The sequence below is a fragment of the Catenulispora acidiphila DSM 44928 genome (assembly GCF_000024025.1).
In the GTDB taxonomy this organism is placed as follows: Bacteria; Actinomycetota; Actinomycetes; order Streptomycetales; family Catenulisporaceae; genus Catenulispora; species Catenulispora acidiphila.
In genome coordinates this window covers 1,810,455-1,829,008 of sequence record NC_013131.1, presented here as the reverse complement: position 1 = coordinate 1,829,008, position 18,554 = coordinate 1,810,455, and the positions used below count along the sequence as shown (strand labels likewise).

Below are 18,554 nucleotides of genomic sequence, written 5' to 3'. Positions count from 1 at the left end.
CTGAGCTCACTGAACGATCGACCACACGAAGGTGGCTGTGCCCGTCACCCCCGCTCCATCCTTGGCGGTGACGGTCACGGTGTAGGTCCCGAGCGTGCTGCCCGAGCCGGAGAAGGTGCCGTTGCCGCTGATGCTGATGCCCGGCGGCAGACCACTTGCCGTGTAGGTGAGTGTCTGCGAGGTGTTGGAGTCAACACCCTGCATCTGGAACGACACGCCAGTGCCCTTGGGGCTGCTGTAGCCGAAGGGGTTCACGACCCCGACGGTTTCCGAGCCGGGGACACCGGAATTCGGTGTGACGTTGGCGCTGACCGCAGTGTTCGCGGTCGATATCCCGGCGTAGGAGGCGCCTGCGGCGACCTGACCGGTGAGCGTGTTGGCCAGCGAGGTGGACCCAGTCAGCGGCAGGTTGTTGGAGGCGTCGCCAACCCGGATCGCGTAGGTCCCTGCCTGTGCCTCCCACTGGTTATCAGTAGCTGACCAAGAGGCCAGGTTGTGAACCGTCAACGGGAAGGTGACCTGTGCGCTCTGCCCCGAGTTGAGCATGACGCGCTGGAATCCGGCCAGCTGGTTGGGCGGGTCTTGGCTGGCTGCCGGATCGCCGACATACATCTGCGCCACTTCCGCCCCGGCGACCGATCCGGTGTTGGTCACCGTTGCGGTGACGGTGGCTTGGCCGTTGGAGTTGAAGCCTCCGACTGCCAAGTTGGAGAAGGAGAACTTGGTGTAGGACAGGCCGTATCCGAAGGGGAACGCCGGGGTGATGTTCTGCGACTGGTACCAGCGGTACCCGATCTTCACGCCCTCGCTGTAGATCGGCCCGGCCGGGGTGCCCGGCCACTGCGCGGTGGTCTGCGCCGGGACCTGGCTCAGCGACGCCGGGAACGTCACCGGCAACTTGCCGGACGGGTTCACGGTCCCGAACAGCAGCGCGGCGACCGCGGCACCGGTCTCCTGACCGCCGTACCAGTTCTCCAGGACACCGGCCACGTTGTTCAGCCATGGCATGACCACCGGCGAACCGCTGTTGATCACCACGATGGTGTTCGGGTTCACCGCCGCCACATTGCTGATCATCGTCTCGTCGGCAGCGGACACGTCGAGCGTCTGCAAGTCGCTCTCTTCGCCTTCGGGCGCGCTGACGAAGACGATCGCGTAGGTCGCTGCCTGCGCGGCCGCGACCGCCTGCGGGATGTTCGCCGTCCCGTTGTCGTCGCCGGGCGTGTAGGTCACCTTCACGTTCGGCCCGACCGCGTTCTGGATGCCGGTGATCGGCCAGACCGTATTCGAGCTGTCGACCCCGCCGCTGCCACCGCCGGCGAGTTCGACCGCGGCGCCGCCGTCGGTACCGACTACCGCGATGGACTTCGCAGTGGCCGGATTCGGGTTCAGCGGCAGGATTCCGTTGTTCTTCAACAGGACCGTGCCCTCTTCACCGAGCTGCAGCGCGGTCTGCTGGTGCGCCGCGTTGGTCACCGTGGCGGCCAGCGAACCGCTCGCCGGGTTGTCGAAGACGCCGAAGGCGAACATCTGGGTCAGGATCCTGGCCACGATGGCGTTCAGCGTGCCCTGGTCGAACTGGCCGGCGGCCAGCGCGTTGCCCAGGTTGGTCGCGTAGGAGTTGAACGGCATCGCGATGTCCAGGCCGCCGTTGGCGTCGGCGACCGCCGGACCCGCGGCGCCCCAGTCGGAGACCACGAAGCCGCCGGAGTTCGCCTGGGTGTCCAGACCGTTGCGGAGCATCGGGGCGCTCGCGCAGGACGAGGCGCCGTTGACCACCGCGTAGGAGCACATGAACGAAGCCGGTGCGGACTGCGCGATCGAGGACTGGAAGGGAGCCAGATACAGCTCCTGCATCGCTTGCTGTCCCACGATCTCGTTGTTGGCGCCGTTCGGATACTGCTCCTGGTCGTAGGCGGCGACGTGTTTCACGTCGGCCATCACGCCCTGGTTCTGCATGCCCTTCACCTCCGAGGAGGTGATCTGTCCGGCCAGGAACGGGTCCTCGCCGTAGGTCTCATAGGTGCGTCCCCAGCGCGGGTCGCGCACCAGGTTCGACGTCGGGCCGAGCGAGATGGTGACGCCCTTGCCGGCGAACTCCGCGCCCTTGGCGGCGCCCTCCTGCTGGATCAAATTCGGGTCCCAGGTGGATGCCGCGGACTCGCCGTCGGGGAAGGCCGTCACGCCGCCGTTGCCGTCACCGACGCCGGAGGGTCCGTCTTCCATGTTCATCTGCTTGATGCACAGGTTGGGGACGCCTGCGACGTGGCCGATGTAGTTCGTCGTGCCGTCGCCGGCGACCAGCGTCAGTTCCTCGGACTGGTTCATGGTGTTGAGGACCTGCTGGACGCGCTGCGCGACCGGCGCGGTGGAGCCGACCCAGGGGCAGACGCCGTTGCCGCCGTTGCCGTTGCCGCCGGTGACCGGCGGGGTGCTGGTCAAGCCGTAGACGTCGAACTCGAGGACTGAGTCGCCCCACTGGGTCGCGCGCTTCGAGGCGTACAGACGGACGTAGCGGTCGGTCGTGGAGACCGGGATCGTCTGGTGTCCGCCGGTGCCGGTGGTCGTGGAGTAGACGTTCGTCCACGTCGCGTTGTCGTTGGAGACCTGGATCTGGAAGCCGGACGCGTACGCGTCCTCCCACAGCAGGCCGATGCTGCAGATCTGCGTCTGGGCGCCGAGGTCCACGTCCAGCCACTGCGGGTCGCTGTACGCGCTCTCCCAGCGGGTGCCGGGGTCGCCGTCGGTGGCCGAGGACGCCGGGTTGCCGGTGGTGGTGTACGTCGAGGAGGCTGTGGTCGGCTGGTCCATCGCCAGGTCCTGCGTGCCGCAGTACTGGTTCGGGCCGGGTCCGCCGCCGCTCGTGCCCTGGACGAAGGACAGGAAGTGGATGTTGAAGCCGTTCGCGTCCTGCTTCAGGGTGAGCGTCTGGGCTCCGGCCGCCAGGGTGATGGACGCGGTGACCGTGGTGAACGTCGCGTAGTTCCCGGTGGCGGGGACGGCGACGGCGCCGGTCAGGTTGGCGCCGGAGGCGTTTTCGAGGTGCAGGGCGTCGGCGATCGCCGCCGGTGCTGCCACGCGGAAGCTGACGGTGTACACGCCGCTGGTCGCGACTTGGACGGTGTAGTGGAACCACTGTCCGGCGTTGGTCCAGCCCATGTCATAGGCGCCGCCGGGAGGAGTGGTGTCCTGGGTGTCGGGCGTGTTCTCCAGGTCCACCGAGTCGGTGCGGTAAGTAGTCGCAGTGCCGTTGGTGCCGGTCACGTTGTAGGCGACGCCTGCTCCGCCGGTGTCGTAGTTGGCGATCTGGACCGTGCCGGGAACCGGCGCGGGCGTCCCGCCAAACGGCTTGTCAGTGCCACCTCCACCGCCACCACTTGAGGTGAGAGTGAAGGCCATGTTGTGGAAGTTCCAGCCGTTCGAGTCCTGCTTCACCGTCAGCGTCTGGGTGCCTGCCGGCAGCACCAGGCTCGCGGTGACCGTCGTCCAGGTCTCATAACCACCGGTGTTGGGGACTGCGACCGAGCCGGTGAGGTTGGTACCGGAGGCGTTGGCGATGTGCAGGGCGTCGGTGAGGCCATACGGCGAAGCCAGCCTGAAAGCAACGCTGTACGTCCCGGCCGTGGCGACGTTGACCGTGTAGTTGAACCACTGCCCCGGTGTCGTCCAGCCGATGTCATAGGCACCGCCTGCCGGGCTGGTCCCCAGCGTGTCAGCGGTGGTCTCCAGATCGATCCCATCGGCGCGGTAGCTGTTCGCAGAGCCGTTGCCCGCAGCTGTGTTGTAGGCGACGCCCTGCCCGCCGGTGTCGTAGTTCGCAGCCTGCACCAGACCCGGCACGGCGGCAGCCGTCCCGCCGAACGGCGCGCCGGCAGCGGCGTTCGCCGGACTCGGCAACCCCGCCAGCGACGCGGCGAACAACGCCCCCGCCGCCAGCAGGGTACGCAAAACCGGCCGTGGCCTGGACGACCGTGGTCGCCCGCGCACGGGCGTGGACCAGCGCGCAGGTGTGAGGAGCCTCATTGCTGTCCCTTCAGTCCCGGAGATCCCACAGATGGCAGCAGCGAAGAGCCGATGCGAAATCTGTGCGACGAATCAGGGAGGGCGCCCTCGTTCGGCTTGAATATTGCGCGCGCGTCAACCACTGTCAATGAAGAACCGGTTCCGGAACCGTTCCCGTAACCGCATCCGTTACCGGTTCCGGCGAATCCGAGCACCGCCCGAGTAGCTCAGTCTCCCGAGTGCCCCCAAAAGACGACCGCCTCAGGCACGCCGCCCTGGAACAGCACCAGACAGCGCCCGCGACCCCGGCCGTCGTCCTCCAGCAGCGGCGAGTAGGTAGCGTCCGAAAGCCGCTCGAACTCGGCGCGAGTCGGCTTGTCGTGGCCGAACGCCGCGACGATCTCGGCCTCGGAGACCTGGAGTAAGTCTCGTGGGCTGCCGTACAAGCCCCACCCACATGTCTGCGCCATCCTCGTCCACCGAGCACCGACATAGTTCTGCCAGGTCGGCGGGGCAGCAGCTGTCCCCTGTCCCGTTGTAGTACTCGGCGGGAGTCTTCTTCTACAGAGCCGCCCGCGGCAGACTAGCCGTCCCGTCTCACAAGAAATTCCGCCCCGATCCGCCCGCGACACACCCGAACGGCTCACCCGCGCGGCCGGGGCGGTACCGGCGGCGCAACGCTAACAGGCATGACCGAGAACAAGGCGGCGGACAAGGCCGAGCACAAGCGGTGGACCGTGACGGAATTCGATGAACATACGATTCATCTCAAGGCGCCGTTCCGGATGCTGTTCAACGACAACATCTCGCTGGCGCGGGCTTCGATCTCCACGGTCGAGGAGCGGCAGGGCCATGACGTCATCATCGTGTCGACCATGGACGGCCGGAGCTATGAGGTGATGCGGGGGCTGGCTCGGGCGCAGCGGGAGAAGACGAAGGAAGCGTTCGGGCTCTGAGCTCCCCGCGTCCGATGGCGGTTCGGGCGCGGGGAGGCTTTGCGTGCTGTGCCACATCAGCTGAGCTGTGTCAGTTGGGCTGTGTCAGTCGTGCTGTGTCAGCCGGCCTGTGTCAGCTGTGCTTCACGGTCAGCGCGTAGAAGGCGACGCGCGCCCCCTTCGTGGTGCTGCTCGACGAGGACTGGTTGTAGGAACCGGCCTTGAAGTACATGTGGTAGGCGTTGAAGGACGACGGGATCGCGTACTTCGTGGTCTTGCCGTTCACCGTCAGGTTGATGGTGTTCCCGCCGGAGACGGCGATGGTGTAGCTCCACTGCGTGCCGACCGGGACGTTGGCGATCTGGTGCGTCGTCTGGCCGCCGGAGGGCGAGTTCTCCTCGCCGAGCACGATGTTGCCGTTCTTGTAGTAGTACAGCTCGACGAGCGGCTTGGTGGAGGAGCCGCCGGTGCCCAGGTGGATCTGGCCCACGCAGACGTGGTCGGTCACCGAGTCCACGCGCAAGGTGGCCTGCAGTTGGTGGGAGCCGGCCAGCTTCCAGTCCGCGGAGCTGCCGTCGGTGTTCATCTCGCGCAGCTCGGAGCGGGCGTAGTTGGAGTTGGGCGTGGTGACGCCCTTCTCCGGCGCCCAGAAGGTCATGGCGCCGTCTTTGGTGTCGGTGTAGAAGTACGAGTCCTGATACCCCTTGGCGCCCTGCAGCTGCGCGGAGGGGATCGTGCGGGGCGAGCCGGGGCTGCCCACGGGCTCCTGGAGCTCCCAGACGGACAGGTTGAAGTTGCCGCCCGGCGCGACGGTGGTGCTGAGCTTGGGGGCGGCGGCCCGGGTCACGGCCGGGGCGGCCTGGGCGGCCGTCGACGACGCGGCGATCACGGCGCCGGTGAGGACCACGGTGGCCGCGGTGGCCGCGGCGACGAGCTTGGGTGATGCGCCTCTCAACATGAGAGCGTCCCTTCGGGTGGGTGGCGTGGACGTCGGCGATCGGGAGCCATGGACCGAGTGCCGGTGGGGGTGTGTCCGGACCTTGTGAAGCGCGTGTCCATCGTCTGGGCCGGGGCGCGGACGGGCAATGGTAGGGCGGTCAAGGTTGAGTAAAGGTTCATAACCAGAATTGGTGTCCCCATATGTGAACCGGCAAAGGCGGTCAAACAGGACGATCAGCGCACCGAATCAGGGCTCTGGGTTGTTGCCGAGTCGTCGAGTCGTCGAGTCGTCGAGCGCGCACCGAAAAGCGGCGCCGCCCCCGCGTCAACGGGGACGGCGCCGCGAGCTCGGCAACCGGAAACCGGCTGCCGCACTACCGATCAGGCGTCACTGGAAGATCTGGAACTCCGAGAGCTGCCCGGCCGGCCACCCGCTGTTGGCGGTGAAGTTCAGCCGCACGTACCGCGTGGTGGCCGCCGGGAACGTGATGGTCACGGTGTTCCCGGTCGAGGGGTTGAAGGTGTAGGTCGCCGACCCCACCACAGTGGAGAAGGTGCTGTTGGTGGTGGAGTCCTGCACCGACAGCGTCTGGGTCCGGGTGGCCCAGGAGCTGGACGGCGGGAGGTCGAGCACGATCTTGCTGATGCTCTTCGACGCGCCGAGGTCGACCTGCAGCCACTGCGGGAACGCGTTGTCCGTGCTCTCCCAGTAGCTGTTGGTGTTGCCGTCGACCGTGTTGCCCGGCACGTAGTTCTGCGTGGACCCGCTGGCCGACGTCGGCTGGTTCAGCGCCAGGTTGGTGTTCGCGCTGGAGCCGCCGGTGCCGCTCAAAGCGACCGTCGCCGGGCTGCCGGGGGCGTTGCTGGCGATGCTCAGCGTGCCGGTCCGGGCGCCGGAGGCGGTCGGGGTGAAGGTGACGTTCACGGTGCAGGACGCGCCGGCGGCCAGCGAGCTGCCGCAGTTGTTGGTCTGCGCGAAGTCGCCGTTGGCGGTGATCGAGGAGATCGACGCCGCACCGTTGCCGGTGTTGCTCACGCTCACCGCGCTGGCGGCCGAGGTGCTGCCGACGGCCTGGCTGCCGAAGGACACGCTGGCCGGGTTCGTCGCGATCGACGGGCCCGTGGTGCCGCCGCCGCTACCGAGGTAGGCCTGGATGTCCGAGAGCTGCGCGGCCTGCCAGCCGCTGTTGGCGGTGACGTTGATCCGGACGTAGCGGACGGAGGTGCCGGTGAACGGGATGGTCACCGTGTTGTTGTTGGCGTTCGGGTCGAAGGTGTACGTCGCCGAACCCACCAGGGTGCTGAAGTTCGAGCCGTCGGTCGAGCCGAGCACCGACAGCGTCTGGGTGCGGGCACCCCACGCGGTCGACGGCGGCAGGCGCAGCACGACCTTGCCGACGTTCCAGTTCTGGGCGAGGTCGACCTGGGCCCACTGCGGGAAGGCGCCGTTCGCGCTTTCCCAGTAGGTCGAGGCGTCGGCGTCGGTCAGGTTGCCCGGAACGAAGGAGCCGTTGCTGGAGCTGGCCGTGGCCGGCTGCCCGGCGGCCAGGTTCACCGAGCCGTCGACGCCGGTACCGCTGAGCGCCACGGTGGTCGGGGCGTTGTTGGCGTTGCTGGCGACGGTCAGTGTGCCGGTGCGCGAGCCGCCGGCGGTCGGGGCGAACTTGACGTTCACCGTGCAGGAGCCGTTGACGGCGATCGAGGAGCAGTTGTTGGTCTGGCTGAAGTCGCCGGTGACCGAGACCCCTGAGACGCTCGCCGCGCTGGTGCCGTTGTTGCTGATGGTCACCGCCTGCGTCCCGGTCGAGGCGCCGACCGCGGTGCGGGCGAAGGACAGGCTCGCCGGGTTGGCGTTGAGCACCGGTCCGGGCGCGATGCCGCTGCCGGAGAGCGTGACGGTGTTGGTGACGCCGCCGGCGGTGACGGTCAGGCTGCCGGTGCGCGCACCGGAGGCGGTCGGCTTGAAGGTGACGTTCACCGTGCAGGAGCCGTTGGCGGCGATGGACGACCCGCAGTTGTTGGTCTGCGCGAAGTCACCGCTGGCGGTGATGGAGGACACCGAGGCGGCCGAACCGGTCGGGTTCGAGACCGTCACGGTCTGCGCCGCGCTGGTCGCGCCGGTCGCCACCGAGCCGAAGTTCAGCGAACCCGGGCTGGTGGTGACGCTGCTGGCCGGGTAGGGCGGGAAGACCTCGGTCGGGTTGTCGCTCAGGCACGAGGTCGGGCTGATGCCGGAGTTGCCGCCGCCGTCGGTGACCGCGAAGGCGTTGCCCTCACAGCTGTAGCTCGGGGCGTTGCCCTGGTTGGCCTGCGCGACGCCGGTGGCGGTGACGTTGGTGAACGTCGCCGAGCCGCCGGTCTGCTCCTGCATCGCGAAGGTGCCGGTCCCGGCGATGGTCACGTCGGTCAGCGAGACGCCGCTGACCGTGCCCTCGACCCACTGGACCGCCTCGAACGGGCTCTGCTCGATCAGGGCGTTGCTGACCTTGATCGGCCCGGTGATCGCGCCCTGGCTGCCGTCGAACCACAGCGCGCCGACGCCGAACTGCCAGTTCGGGTCCAGGTCGCCGTCGCGGATCAGGGTGTTGTTGGAGATCGTGGTCAGACCGACCGGGGTGGAGGTGAAGCGCTGTCCGACGTGGATGCCGCCGCCCTGCGATATGCCGGAGTCCACGACCAGGTTGCCGGTGACGGTGTTGTCGTGGCCGCCGTAGATCGCGATGCCGTTGGCCAGGATCTGGTCGGAGACCGTGTTGTTGGAGATGGTGTCGTTGGCGTCGGCGCCCAGGCCCGAGTCGGCCCACTGCGCGATGCCGTCGTCACCGGTGTTGCGGATGTCGCTGTTCGTCACCGAGGAGTTGGTGACGCCGCCGTGGAAGTTGATGCCGTCGGCGGAGGTGTCGCGGATGCGCATCCCGCTGAAGGAGATCTTGTCCATCGGCCCGTCCATCCAGGCGCCGACCTTCATGTGGTCGATCCAGATGTTGCTGACGGTCGAGTTGTTCATCGCGCCGCCGATGCCGTTGACCTGGTCGCAGTCGTTGCGGGTCTGGACATTGCCGAAGATCGCGAAGTTGGACAGGTGCACGTTGTTGCTGGAGCCCTTGTTGCCGCCGACTCCGCAGCTGTCGGGCTCGCCGAGGCCGTAGAAGCCGGGCGCCGCGCCGGTCACCGTGGAGTACCACATGCCGGCGCCGGCCACCGTCACGTTGTTGACCGTGATGTGGCGCGGGATGTTGAACGTGCCCTGCGGGATCCACACCGTGCCGCCGGGCCCGGCGGCGGCGATGGCGGCGTTGAAGGCGGCCGTGGAGTCACCGGCGCCGGTGGCGTCGGCGCCCTCGCTGGTCACCGAGACCGAGCCGGCCGGCTGGGTCAGCGCCGGGCCGACGTTCTCGAAGTCGGCGAAGTTGACCGTGTAGGACGCGGCGCTGTCCCCGGAGTCGACCTGCAGCTTGAACGTCGTGCCGGCCGGATAGGTGGTGCTGAACAGCTGGTGCGCCTCGTCGTAGAAGTGGTGCGGGGTGCTGCCCGGGGAGTTGCTGCCCGGATAGCCGCCGTAGTACCAGCTGTAGGCGTTGGTCAGCGTCAGGTTCTGCTGCTTGGTCCCGTTGACGTACAGCGACAGCGGCGCGGTGTAGACCGAGCCGTTCGAGCTGTCCGGGATGCTGTAGCGGATGTTGATCGAGTTGGTCGCGACCGGGGTGGTGAAGGTGATGCTCTGGCCCGAGCCGTTGCCGGCCAGGGTGACGGCCTGCCGGTAGGCGGCCTCGTCGGCCAGCTGCCCCTGCATGACGCTGGGACCGATCAGGGTTCCGGTGGTCGCGGTCGCCTTCGCGGCCTGGACCTCCACATAGGGCAGGTTCGCCCCCGATCCGCCGGTGGCGCCGGCCGCGGCCGCGGGCGAGGCGGCGAGGGCGACCAGGGTACCGGTGGAGACCAGCACCGCCCCGAGGGCGGCGGCCAGCGAACGGCGTGGCGAGTACGGTCGCGCGCCGGAAATCCCGGCGCGTGTGGATCTGGACATCACAAAGGGCTCCTTCGATGGGGCACCGTGCGGGGTACGGGCCGTGGGGTTCGGCCCGGGTGGGGAGATGTCGCAGCGGGAGCGTAACGCCGCCGACACTTGCGCGCAATATCCTGATCTCAATCCCGCAAGAGTTTGCTGTTCCTTGAAAAATCGCGATGTCCCCGACCCACGCCGCGTTTCAGCAGGTCAAGGTCCTGATGTGCGGGCGCCGGCAGCAGGGCTCGCGGCATGGCGCGGAACACCCCCGCGCGACGGGGTCGGGCGCAGGCGGCGGTCGCCTATGGGGCGTATCAGCGCTTTGCGTTACCTATGCGACACAAGGCTTGCAAACTAGCCCAGCATCTCCCGAGCCACCCCGCGCAGCAGCCGCACCAGCTCGCGCGGCGCAGCGGCCTTGGCGTCCGCACGCGTCGCCACACTGACGATGCGCCGCGTCGGCCCGTCCGCGCCGAGACCGGTCACGGTGACGCCGGGGACCGGACCGGTGACGGTCAGGCGGGGCAGGATCGCCATGCCGACGCCCTGCGCGACCATCGAGAGCACCACGCCGTCGTCGGCGACCTCCAGGGTCGCCTTGGGCAGGAAGTCCTGGCTGCGCCACCATTCACGGGTGTACGAGGAGCAGTTCTCCGGCCAGTCGATCAAGGGCAGGCCGCGCGGTTCTTTGCGGGCGGCGGGGTAGACCAGTACATACGGCTCGCGGAGCAGCTCGCCGACGACCATTCCCGGCGGCGTCGGCGCTTCGTCGTCCAGAGTGGCGATCGCCAGGTCCGCGCGGCCTTCCTCGACCTCGCCGACCGTGCCGGCACCGAGTTCGGGGACGACCAGCACATGCGGCGCGACGCCCGGATACCGTGCCGCGAGGCCCATGATCGCCGGCGGCAGCAGCACCGCCGCCGCGCTGCGGAACGCCGCGATCCGCAGCGTTCCGGTGACCGTGCCCTCCTCGGCGCCGCGCGCCTCGGCTCCCAGCAACTCCAGCTGCCGCAACACCTGCCGGGCGCGAACGACGGCGCGCTCCCCCGCCGGAGTCGGCCGCGCCCCGCTGCGGCCGCGCTCGAACAGCACCGCGCCGACCTTGCGCTCCACGCCCCGCACCGCGTGCGACACCGCGGACTGGGTCGTCCCGGTCGCCTCGGCGGCGGCGGTGAAGCTCCCGGTCCGCGCCACGGCGACCAGCACGCGCAGCTCCGAGGGGGCGAGATCGGTCATGCTGATCACTCTAGGCCTAGGATGCGTGACCATGAAGCCCGCTCATGGAAGACGGTTATCCAGAAACGCCGCGATCTGCTTCTGACCAGCGATGTTCGCTAGCGTCATGGACATGCCGAGCACCACGACCGCATCGACAGTGTCGACAGCGTCTACAGCGCTTAACTACCGAGCCATCCGCCAAGCCCGCCGTCCGCAGGGCCGCCCCACCGCCGCCGACTTCGAGATCGTCTCCAGCCCGATCCCGACGCTCGCGCCGGGCGAGATCCTGGTCCGGAACCTGGCGCAGTCCGTCGATCCCTACATGCGCGAGGCGATGCACTGGGGCGGCTGGGAGAAGGGCTTTGGACTCGAGGGCCGGGCGCTGGGCCGCGTCGTGGCGTCGAAGGACCCTGTGATCGCCGAGGGCAGCATCGTCTTCCACCGTCACAGCTGGGCCACCCATGCCGTCGTCGCCAAGGCGGATATCCGAGTCCTGACAGTGCCCGAAGGCGTCCCGTTGACCGCTTACCTCGGCATCCTCGGCGGCACGGGACTGACCGCCTACGTCGGACTGAAGCGCGTCGCCGAACTCCAGCCGGGCGAGGACCTGTTCATCTCGGCAGCCGGCGGCGGCGTCGGGACCGCGGCGGCGCGCATCGCCCGCGTCATGGGTGCCGGCCGACTCATCGGCAGTACCGGCTCCTCCACCAAGGCCAAGCACCTCATGGAGCACATCGGCTTCGACGCCGCCATCGACTACCACGCGGCGACCCCGCTGGCCGATCAGCTGCGCGCCGCCGCCCCGGACGGCATCGACGTCTACTTCGACAACGTCGGCGGCACCCACCTGGAAGCAGCCATCAGCATCCTGCGACACTCCGGGCGCATCGCCTGGTGCGGTGCCGTCGCGCAATACGACGACCTGGAGAACCCACCTGCCGCACCCGCCAACCTCTACGACATCGTCGGCAAAGCACTGCGCCTCGAAGGCTTCCTCGTCCGCGACCACCTCGACGCCCGCGAGGAGTTCGAGTCCTTCCTCATCCCCCACATCATCTCCGGCGCCGTACCGGTCGACGAGACCATCGTCCACGGCTTCGGCAACACGGTCGACGCCTTCGTGGCGATGCTCGGCGGCGGGAACGTCGGGAAGATGGTCGTCACCTTCGAAGAGAGCTGATTCTCACGCCACCCGCTCCAGATCCGCCCGCACCACCCGGTGCTCCAGCGGCCGTCCGCCCGCCAGCCGCTCGACCTCCTGCACCACCGCGTCGCCGATGCGGGACAGCTCGTTGCCGAGGGAGCCGGCGATGTGGGGGGTCAGGAAGACGTTCGGCAATCGGTACAAGGGGGAATCGGGGGGCGGCGGCTCGGGGTCGGTGACGTCGAGGATGGCGTTGAGGCGGCCCGAGAGTAGTTCGTCGGTCAGGGCTTCGGGCTCGATGAGGGTGCCGCGGGAGGTGTTGATCACGGTGGCGCCGTCGGGGATCAGTGCGAGGCGGCGGCGGTCGAGCATGCCGCGCGTCGCTGGGAGGTCCGGGGCGTGCAGGGTCACGATGTCGCTGCTGCGCAGCAGGTCGTCCAGGGAGAGGAGGACGGCGCCGAGGTCGGTCGCCTCGGTCGGGCCGATGTACGGGTCGCTGAGGAAGAGCTCGAAGTCGAAGGGGCGCAGCAGCTCCAGGAGCCGCCGTCCGACGCGCGAGGCGCCGATGACGCCGACCCGCCGGTGGTGGTTGCCGAGGGTGTCCCGGCGCCGCTCGCGGTCAGGGTCGGTGGCGCCGCGAAGTGCGGTGAACGACTCGCGGAGGGCGAAGGCGTTCTTGCCGGCCAACAGGATCGCGGCGAGGGTGTACTCGGCGACGGGGATCGCGTTGGCCTCGGCGGCCGAGGAGACCAGCAGTCCGCGCTCCCAGCAGGCGTCCGTGACGTAGCCGCGCACGGTCCCGGCCGCGTGCAGTACGGCGCGCAGGCGCGGGGCGGCGTCCAGGACGCGCTGATCGATCGGCGGCGCGCCCCAGCTGGTGATCAGCACCTCGGTCGAGGCCAGGGCGCGGGCCGCGTCGGGTCCGCGGAAATCGTCGACGACCAGGCAGGCGTCGATCTCGGTCAGCTCCCGGAGCCGGTCGAGCGCCCGCGGCGAAAACAGCCGGGGCAGGTTCTCGTGGGTCATCGCGAACAGCACGGTCGGACGGGCGGTCAAGGTTCTGATTCCTCCGCAGGTGGCGGCTTGCCGCCCCGCCGCGCTCCCCATTTCCAGCGAGGCGGGGCAACAAGTTCTCGGGGTTACCGGACTTCGGGACGAGCCGCGGCCGGTACCGCCGCGGGCCGCTCACAGGTGCTGCCGACGGTCACCGACTCCCCGCTCTTCGCGGCGGCGAGCAGCGATTCCATGACGTCCAGCACATGGAACGCCAACTGTCCGTTCGCCCGGTGCGGGACGCCCTCGCCGAGCGCCCGAGCCAGATCCGAGACGCCGTATCCGCGCGAGGCGTCCCGATATCCGCCGCTCTCCGGGACCTGCTCCCATTCCTTGGCCTCGGCGCGGAAGATGCTCACCTCCCCGTCGAAGCCGTTGGGGTCGGGCACCTCCAGCGAGCCGCCGGTCCCGTACACCTCGATCCGCGGCAGCTGCCCGGCCCACACCTCGAAGCTCATCACCAGCGTCGACAGCGCGCCGCCCTCGTGCTCCAGCACGCCGGTCACGTGCGTTTCCACCTCGACGCCGAACTCCGTCCCGGCGCGCGGACCGCTCCCGACGACCCGCGTGGGACGCGGCGTCGAGGACATCCCGACCACGCGTTTCACCGGGCCCAGCAACGTGATCAGCGCCGTGAGGTAGTACGGGCCCATGTCCAGCAGCGGACCGCCGCCGGGGCGGTAGTAGAACTCCGGCGCCGGATGCCAGCGTTCGTGTCCCGGCGTGACCATGAACGCGGTCGCGGCGACCGGGACGCCGATGTCCCCGGCGTCCAGGACCGCGCGCGCCGTCTGGATCCCCGTGCCGAGCACCGTGTCCGGCGCGCAGCCCACGCGCACCCCGGCCCGCTCGGCGGATTCCAGCACCACGCGCGCCTCGGCGGTGGTGGCCGCGAGCGGCTTCTCGCCGTAGACGTGCTTGCCGCCGGCGATGGCGAGCTGCGCGACCTCGGCGTGCGCGGCGGGGATGGTCAGGTTCAGGACGAGATCGACGTCCTCTGCCGCGTACAGCTCGTCCGGCTTCACCGAACGCGCGCCGGGAACCTCGGCCGCCGCCTTCGCGGCGCGCTCGGCGTCCAGGTCGGCAATCGCGGTCACTTTCAGGTTCGTCAACCGCGGGATGGCCTGGAGGTACTGCCCGCTGATGTTCCCGACGCCGACCACGCCGACGCGCAGGACGGAGCGGTCCTTCGCCGTGTCGTCCGCGTTCACCGTGTCGCCCATGCCATGCCCCTCCTGATCATCTCGTCCACCTCGGGTACCTCCAGGTCGGCGACCCGGTGTCCGACCGCGGTGACGAAGACCCGCCCCGCGCCCCACTGCCGGGTCCAGGTGACCGGCATGACGACGCCGGCGAGTTCGGGATGGTCCGGGTCCTCGGCGTAGTCGGTGACCGCCAGGACCTCCACCGCCGGGTCCATGTGCAGGTAGTACTGCTCGGTGGTGACGGTGAACGGCGCGATCCCGGCCATGATCGGATGGTCGGCGCGCTCGGGTCGCGCGTGCACCTCGTACGTGGTGAACTCGCGCGGGTGGTGCACGAACTGCCCGCCGGTCATCAGCTGGTAGCGGGTCTCGCCGCGGAAGGCGTCGATGACGCCGCCGTGCCAGCCGGCGAACCCGGTCCCGGCGCGCACCGCCCGCAGCAGACCGGTGGTCTGCTCGCCGCTGATCTGCCCCATCGTCCAGCACTGGACGATCAGATCGGTGGCGGCCAGCAGGTCCTCCTCCAGGTAGCTGTCCAAAGTGTCGGAGACGGTGACGTCGTAGCCGTCGTCCTTGAGCGCGGCGGCGTACCGGTCGCTCGCGGGGACCGGGACGTGGCCGTCCCAGCCGCCGCGGACGACCAGCGCACGCTTCGTCGCCGAGCCCTGATGTACGTGTTCTGTCATTCGTTGTTCTCCACAGGTTGTGCTGTGTTGACGCCCCGGCTCCCGGCCGCCGCCCCGCCGGCGACGCCTTCGACCAGGTTGCGCTGCAGGATCGCGAACACCGCCAGGATCGGCAGGGCGACGATGATGGTCGCCGCCGAGACCAGCGGCCACTGCGAGGAGTACTGCCCGAAAAAGGAGAACAACCCTCGGGTGACCGGCCACAGGCTCTGGTCGTTGAGCATGACCAGGGGCAGGATCAGGTTGTTCCAGCCGGCGACGAAGCCGAAGATGCCGAAGGTGGCCAGCGCCGGCTTCATCTGCGGGATGATCATCGTGAAGATGTAGCGGATGTAGCCGCAGCCGTCCAGCGCCGCCGCCTCGTCCATCTCACGCGGGATGGTCTTGATGTAGCCCACGAAGAAGAAGAACCCGGCGCCGGTGAGCGAGGTCATGATCAGGTAGCCGATCCGGCTGTTGTACGTGCCGATCTTCTGCGCCTCGATGAACAGCGGGATCAGCCCGGCGGGCAGGAACCCGGAGAACACGAAGAACCCGTAGAGCGCGTTGGAGTGCTTGAACCAGCCGCGGGAGATCGGGAAGGCGAGGAAGACGCCGAGAATCAGGGTGATGACGTCCGGCACGATGGCGTACAGCAGGCTGTTCACCATCTCGCTGGAGAAGTCGCCCTCGGTCCAGGCGTCGCTGAAGTTGGACATGGTCCAGGAGTGCGGCAGCCCGGTCGGGTCGTTCAGGAACTCGTTGTTGGTCTTGAACGCCTGCAGCGCCAGATAGATCAGCGGCAGGGCGAAGAAGCCCACCGAGATGACCAGGCAGACCAGCTGCAACCCGCCGGTGCGCGTCATTTCCCGAAGTCGCAGGCTCACAGCGTCACCTCCCGTCGGCGCAGGAAGAACAGCAGCACGCTGCCGATCACCAGCGTGATGAGGAACTGCGCCACCGCCAGCATCGAGCCGTAGCCCAGCGAGGGGTTCACGCCGAAGGCGGTGTCGAACATGTACATGCCGAGCGTCTTCGTGCCGTAGTGGCCGTCGGTCAGAACCCTGATGAGCGCGAACTCACCGACACACCCCATCGCCGTCAGGAAGACGTTCACCGTCGTGGCGTTCGCCAGCAGCGGCCAGGTGATGTGGCGGAAGGTGCGGAACCGTCCGGCGCCGTCGAGCGAGGCGGCCTCGTACAGCTCCGGCGGGATCCGCCGCAGCGCCGCGATGTAGACCAGCATGGTGTAGCCGGCGAACATCCAGACGTTGATCATGATGACCAGCCACAGCGCCCAGGTCTGGTCGCCGAGGAACGCGCTGGTGGAGCCGAACAGCCCGTGGTACATCGGTTCCGCCGGACCGTTCTGCGGGTCGAAGACCAGCGAGAACAGCACGCCGACGATGGTCACGGAGAACACCTGCGGCATGAAGATCAGCGCGCGGTAGAACCCGAACCCGCGCCGCCGGTGCCGCAGCAGCAGCGCCAGTCCGAGCCCGATCGTGATCTGCAGGATCGTGACCCCGGCGACGTACTTCAGCGTGACGGTCACGGAGGTGGAGAAGTCGGTCCAGGAGCTGTTGAACGCGTTGTGGTAGTTGCACAGTCCGCAGAAGTGCAGCGGCGTGCCCGGGAAGCCGGAGTATTCGGTGAAGGAGAAGAAGACGGTCGACACCGACGGGAACAGACCGAACACCAGCCAGCCGATGGTGGGCACGGCGATGGAGGCCCAGGGCAGCCACCGCCGTGTCCGCTTCGTACCGAAGGGGATGGTGCTCACAGGTCAGTGCCCCGCTGCCGACTTGTACGCGTCCGCCGATTCCTTGAGTGCCTGGGCCGGGGTCTGCGAGCCGAACGGCTGCATCTTGGTCCGGTCCTGGTCGCCGGCCGCCGTGGGGAACTTGGTCGAGGTCCAGGGCTGCTCGGCGTTGACGAAGCCCTGCGAGGCGTGCGTGGACAGCCAGTCGGTCCAGGACAGCGAGGGCGTGGGCACCGCCGGCTCGGTGGAGATCGATCCAGTGGCCTTCAGCCACGCCGCGTAGTTGTCCGGCGAGGTGAACATGTCCAGCCACTCCATCGCCAGCTGCTGGTGCTTGGACCAGGTCGGGACCACCCAGGACAGGTCCGGCGCCAGGACGGCGCGGTTCGCCGCGGCGTCGTCGGCGCCGGGCAGCGCCATGAAGCCGAAGTTCAGGCTCGGGTTGGACTGCGCGATGGTGTTGCCGTCATAGGAGCCGTCGAAGAAGAACGGGAAGTCGTTGGTCTTGGCGGCCCAGACCCCCGGCGCCGACTGCGCGGGCACACCCGCGGCGTTCGGCTCCATGTAGGACAGGACCTTCTCGTACCGGTTCGCGGTGTCGGCGTAGACCGGGTCGGTCCAGCTCTGGGTACCGTCCCAGAAGTCCTGCGCGCGCTTCTCCCACACCGCCGGGGCGTCAGTGCTCTGCTTGCCCTGCATCAGCAGCTGGTTCATGATGCCGAACCACGCGATGCTCTGGTAGCCGTCCTTGCCGGCCACGTACAGCGGCGTGACGCCCTTGGACTTCAGGACGTCCAGGTCCTTGATGAACTCGCTGTAGGTCGTCGGGACCGACAGGCCGTACTTGGTCAGCAGGTCCTTCTTGTAGAACATGCCGGAGTTGTTGACGTACTCGGCCGTCATCACGCCGTACGTGCCGTTGTTGTAGCCCATGGCGTACTTCTGCGCCGCCGGGTCGAAGCGCTTCATGAACGGCTGGTTCGTCAGGTCGACGAACTGCCCGGACTGGATCAGCGCGGGCGTGCCCTGCGGGACGATGCCGGTCGAGGCCGGCGGGTAGGCGTGCGGGGTCGGCGGGAACTGCGCGAGCACGTCCACGCTCTTGGCCGAGACCAGGCTCTGCCACAGCGTCGGCCACGCGTTCGCGGCGGTCGGCGCGGTCTGGAGCTTGACCTTGACGCCGGGGTGCGCCTTCTCGAACTCGGCGTCGACCTTCTGGGTCTGGGCGACGGCGGCCGGGTTCGTCCACATCGCGATCGTCAGCGTCTGCGACGACCCCGAACCGCTCCCGCTGCTGCTGCCGCAGGCGGCCAGGCCCACGGCGAGCGGTACGGCGGCGAGCGCGGCGAGAGCGCGGCGACACCGCACTGATTGCAAAGATGTTGATCTGGCCATGACGGCTCCTCGGAGAAGAGTTGGGAGGTCACAGCCGACGGGCGTCCACCGCTTTTCACAGCGGTGCGAAGGAGTCCTGGAGGTGCCCGAAGTATCGGATCGTTTCGACGGCGGGGTCAAGGCTTGGCGGCGTCAAAAGACTTCTCTGACAAGGAAAACCGCTAAAGCTGTGATCTTCAAGTGTCATAACCGCAGATCAGAGCGGTTCATGATGGCACTTCGATGAGAAG

Annotated in this window: 13 protein-coding genes; 2 read left to right on the top strand and 11 right to left on the bottom strand. The window is 68.5% G+C overall.

Going from position 1 to position 18,554, the window contains the following annotated elements; translation table 11 throughout:
- Window positions 1–6: 6 nt before the first annotated feature.
- Together CACI_RS45245 and CACI_RS08025 are read right to left on the bottom strand one after the other, a co-directional pair.
- Window positions 7–3,948 (bottom strand): glycoside hydrolase family 3 C-terminal domain-containing protein, encoded by a 3,942-nt coding sequence (locus tag CACI_RS45245; protein ID WP_049871505.1) that lies wholly within the window; start codon window positions 3,946–3,948, stop codon window positions 7–9.
- Between the two features lie 281 nt (window positions 3,949–4,229).
- The gene (locus tag CACI_RS08025; protein WP_012785823.1) at window positions 4,230–4,472 is read right to left on the bottom strand and encodes a hypothetical protein; all 243 of its coding nucleotides are present in this window, start codon (window positions 4,470–4,472) and stop codon (window positions 4,230–4,232) included.
- 219 nt (window positions 4,473–4,691) lie between these two features.
- Here CACI_RS08025 and CACI_RS08020 point away from each other — a divergent pair, with 219 nt between their 5' ends.
- On the top strand, window positions 4,692–4,958 hold the full coding sequence (locus tag CACI_RS08020; protein WP_012785822.1) for a hypothetical protein: 267 nt from the start codon (window positions 4,692–4,694) through the stop codon (window positions 4,956–4,958).
- A 112-nt stretch (window positions 4,959–5,070) separates the two neighbouring features.
- Here the strand turns inward: CACI_RS08020 and CACI_RS08015 are convergent, their stop codons facing one another.
- From CACI_RS08015 to CACI_RS08005, 3 genes are all read right to left on the bottom strand, one after another.
- Window positions 5,071–5,895 carry a polysaccharide lyase family 7 protein gene (locus CACI_RS08015; protein WP_012785821.1) on the bottom strand — a complete coding sequence of 275 codons (825 nt, stop codon included), beginning with the start codon at window positions 5,893–5,895 and terminating at the stop codon, window positions 5,071–5,073.
- Between the two features lie 369 nt (window positions 5,896–6,264).
- Window positions 6,265–9,903, bottom strand: a complete 3,639-nt coding sequence (locus CACI_RS08010) for a choice-of-anchor D domain-containing protein (RefSeq protein ID WP_012785820.1) — start codon at window positions 9,901–9,903, stop codon at window positions 6,265–6,267.
- Between the two features lie 333 nt (window positions 9,904–10,236).
- On the bottom strand, window positions 10,237–11,118 hold the full coding sequence (locus CACI_RS08005) for a LysR family transcriptional regulator (protein ID WP_012785819.1): 882 nt from the start codon (window positions 11,116–11,118) through the stop codon (window positions 10,237–10,239).
- A 112-nt stretch (window positions 11,119–11,230) separates the two neighbouring features.
- On the opposite strand from CACI_RS08005, the gene CACI_RS08000 reads away from it, so the two are divergent.
- Window positions 11,231–12,280: an MDR family NADP-dependent oxidoreductase gene (locus CACI_RS08000; RefSeq protein WP_049871985.1), complete on the top strand. Its 1,050-nt coding sequence runs from the start codon at window positions 11,231–11,233 to the stop codon at window positions 12,278–12,280.
- Between the two features lie 3 nt (window positions 12,281–12,283).
- On the opposite strand, the gene CACI_RS07995 is transcribed toward CACI_RS08000, so the two are convergent.
- The 6 genes from CACI_RS07995 to CACI_RS07970 form a co-directional block, all read right to left on the bottom strand.
- Window positions 12,284–13,300, bottom strand: a complete 1,017-nt coding sequence (locus CACI_RS07995; protein ID WP_012785817.1) for a hydroxyacid dehydrogenase — start codon at window positions 13,298–13,300, stop codon at window positions 12,284–12,286.
- Between the two features lie 83 nt (window positions 13,301–13,383).
- Window positions 13,384–14,520, bottom strand: coding sequence for a Gfo/Idh/MocA family protein (locus CACI_RS07990; protein WP_012785816.1), 1,137 nt, complete (start codon window positions 14,518–14,520; stop codon window positions 13,384–13,386).
- Complete coding sequence (locus CACI_RS07985; protein ID WP_012785815.1) at window positions 14,505–15,188, bottom strand: ThuA domain-containing protein; 684 nt, start codon at window positions 15,186–15,188, stop codon at window positions 14,505–14,507. Before CACI_RS07985 ends, CACI_RS07990 begins: the two co-directional genes overlap by 16 nt.
- Window positions 15,185–16,054 carry a carbohydrate ABC transporter permease gene (locus CACI_RS07980; RefSeq protein WP_012785814.1) on the bottom strand — a complete coding sequence of 290 codons (870 nt, stop codon included), beginning with the start codon at window positions 16,052–16,054 and terminating at the stop codon, window positions 15,185–15,187. The genes CACI_RS07985 and CACI_RS07980 overlap by 4 nt, the downstream gene beginning before the upstream one ends.
- Window positions 16,051–16,950 (bottom strand): carbohydrate ABC transporter permease, encoded by a 900-nt coding sequence (locus tag CACI_RS07975; protein WP_012785813.1) that lies wholly within the window; start codon window positions 16,948–16,950, stop codon window positions 16,051–16,053. Before CACI_RS07975 ends, CACI_RS07980 begins: the two co-directional genes overlap by 4 nt.
- Window positions 16,951–16,953: 3 nt before the next feature.
- A complete protein-coding gene (locus tag CACI_RS07970) occupies window positions 16,954–18,324 on the bottom strand; it encodes an ABC transporter substrate-binding protein (RefSeq protein WP_012785812.1) in 1,371 nt (456 codons plus the stop codon).
- Window positions 18,325–18,554: the final 230 nt, after the last annotated feature.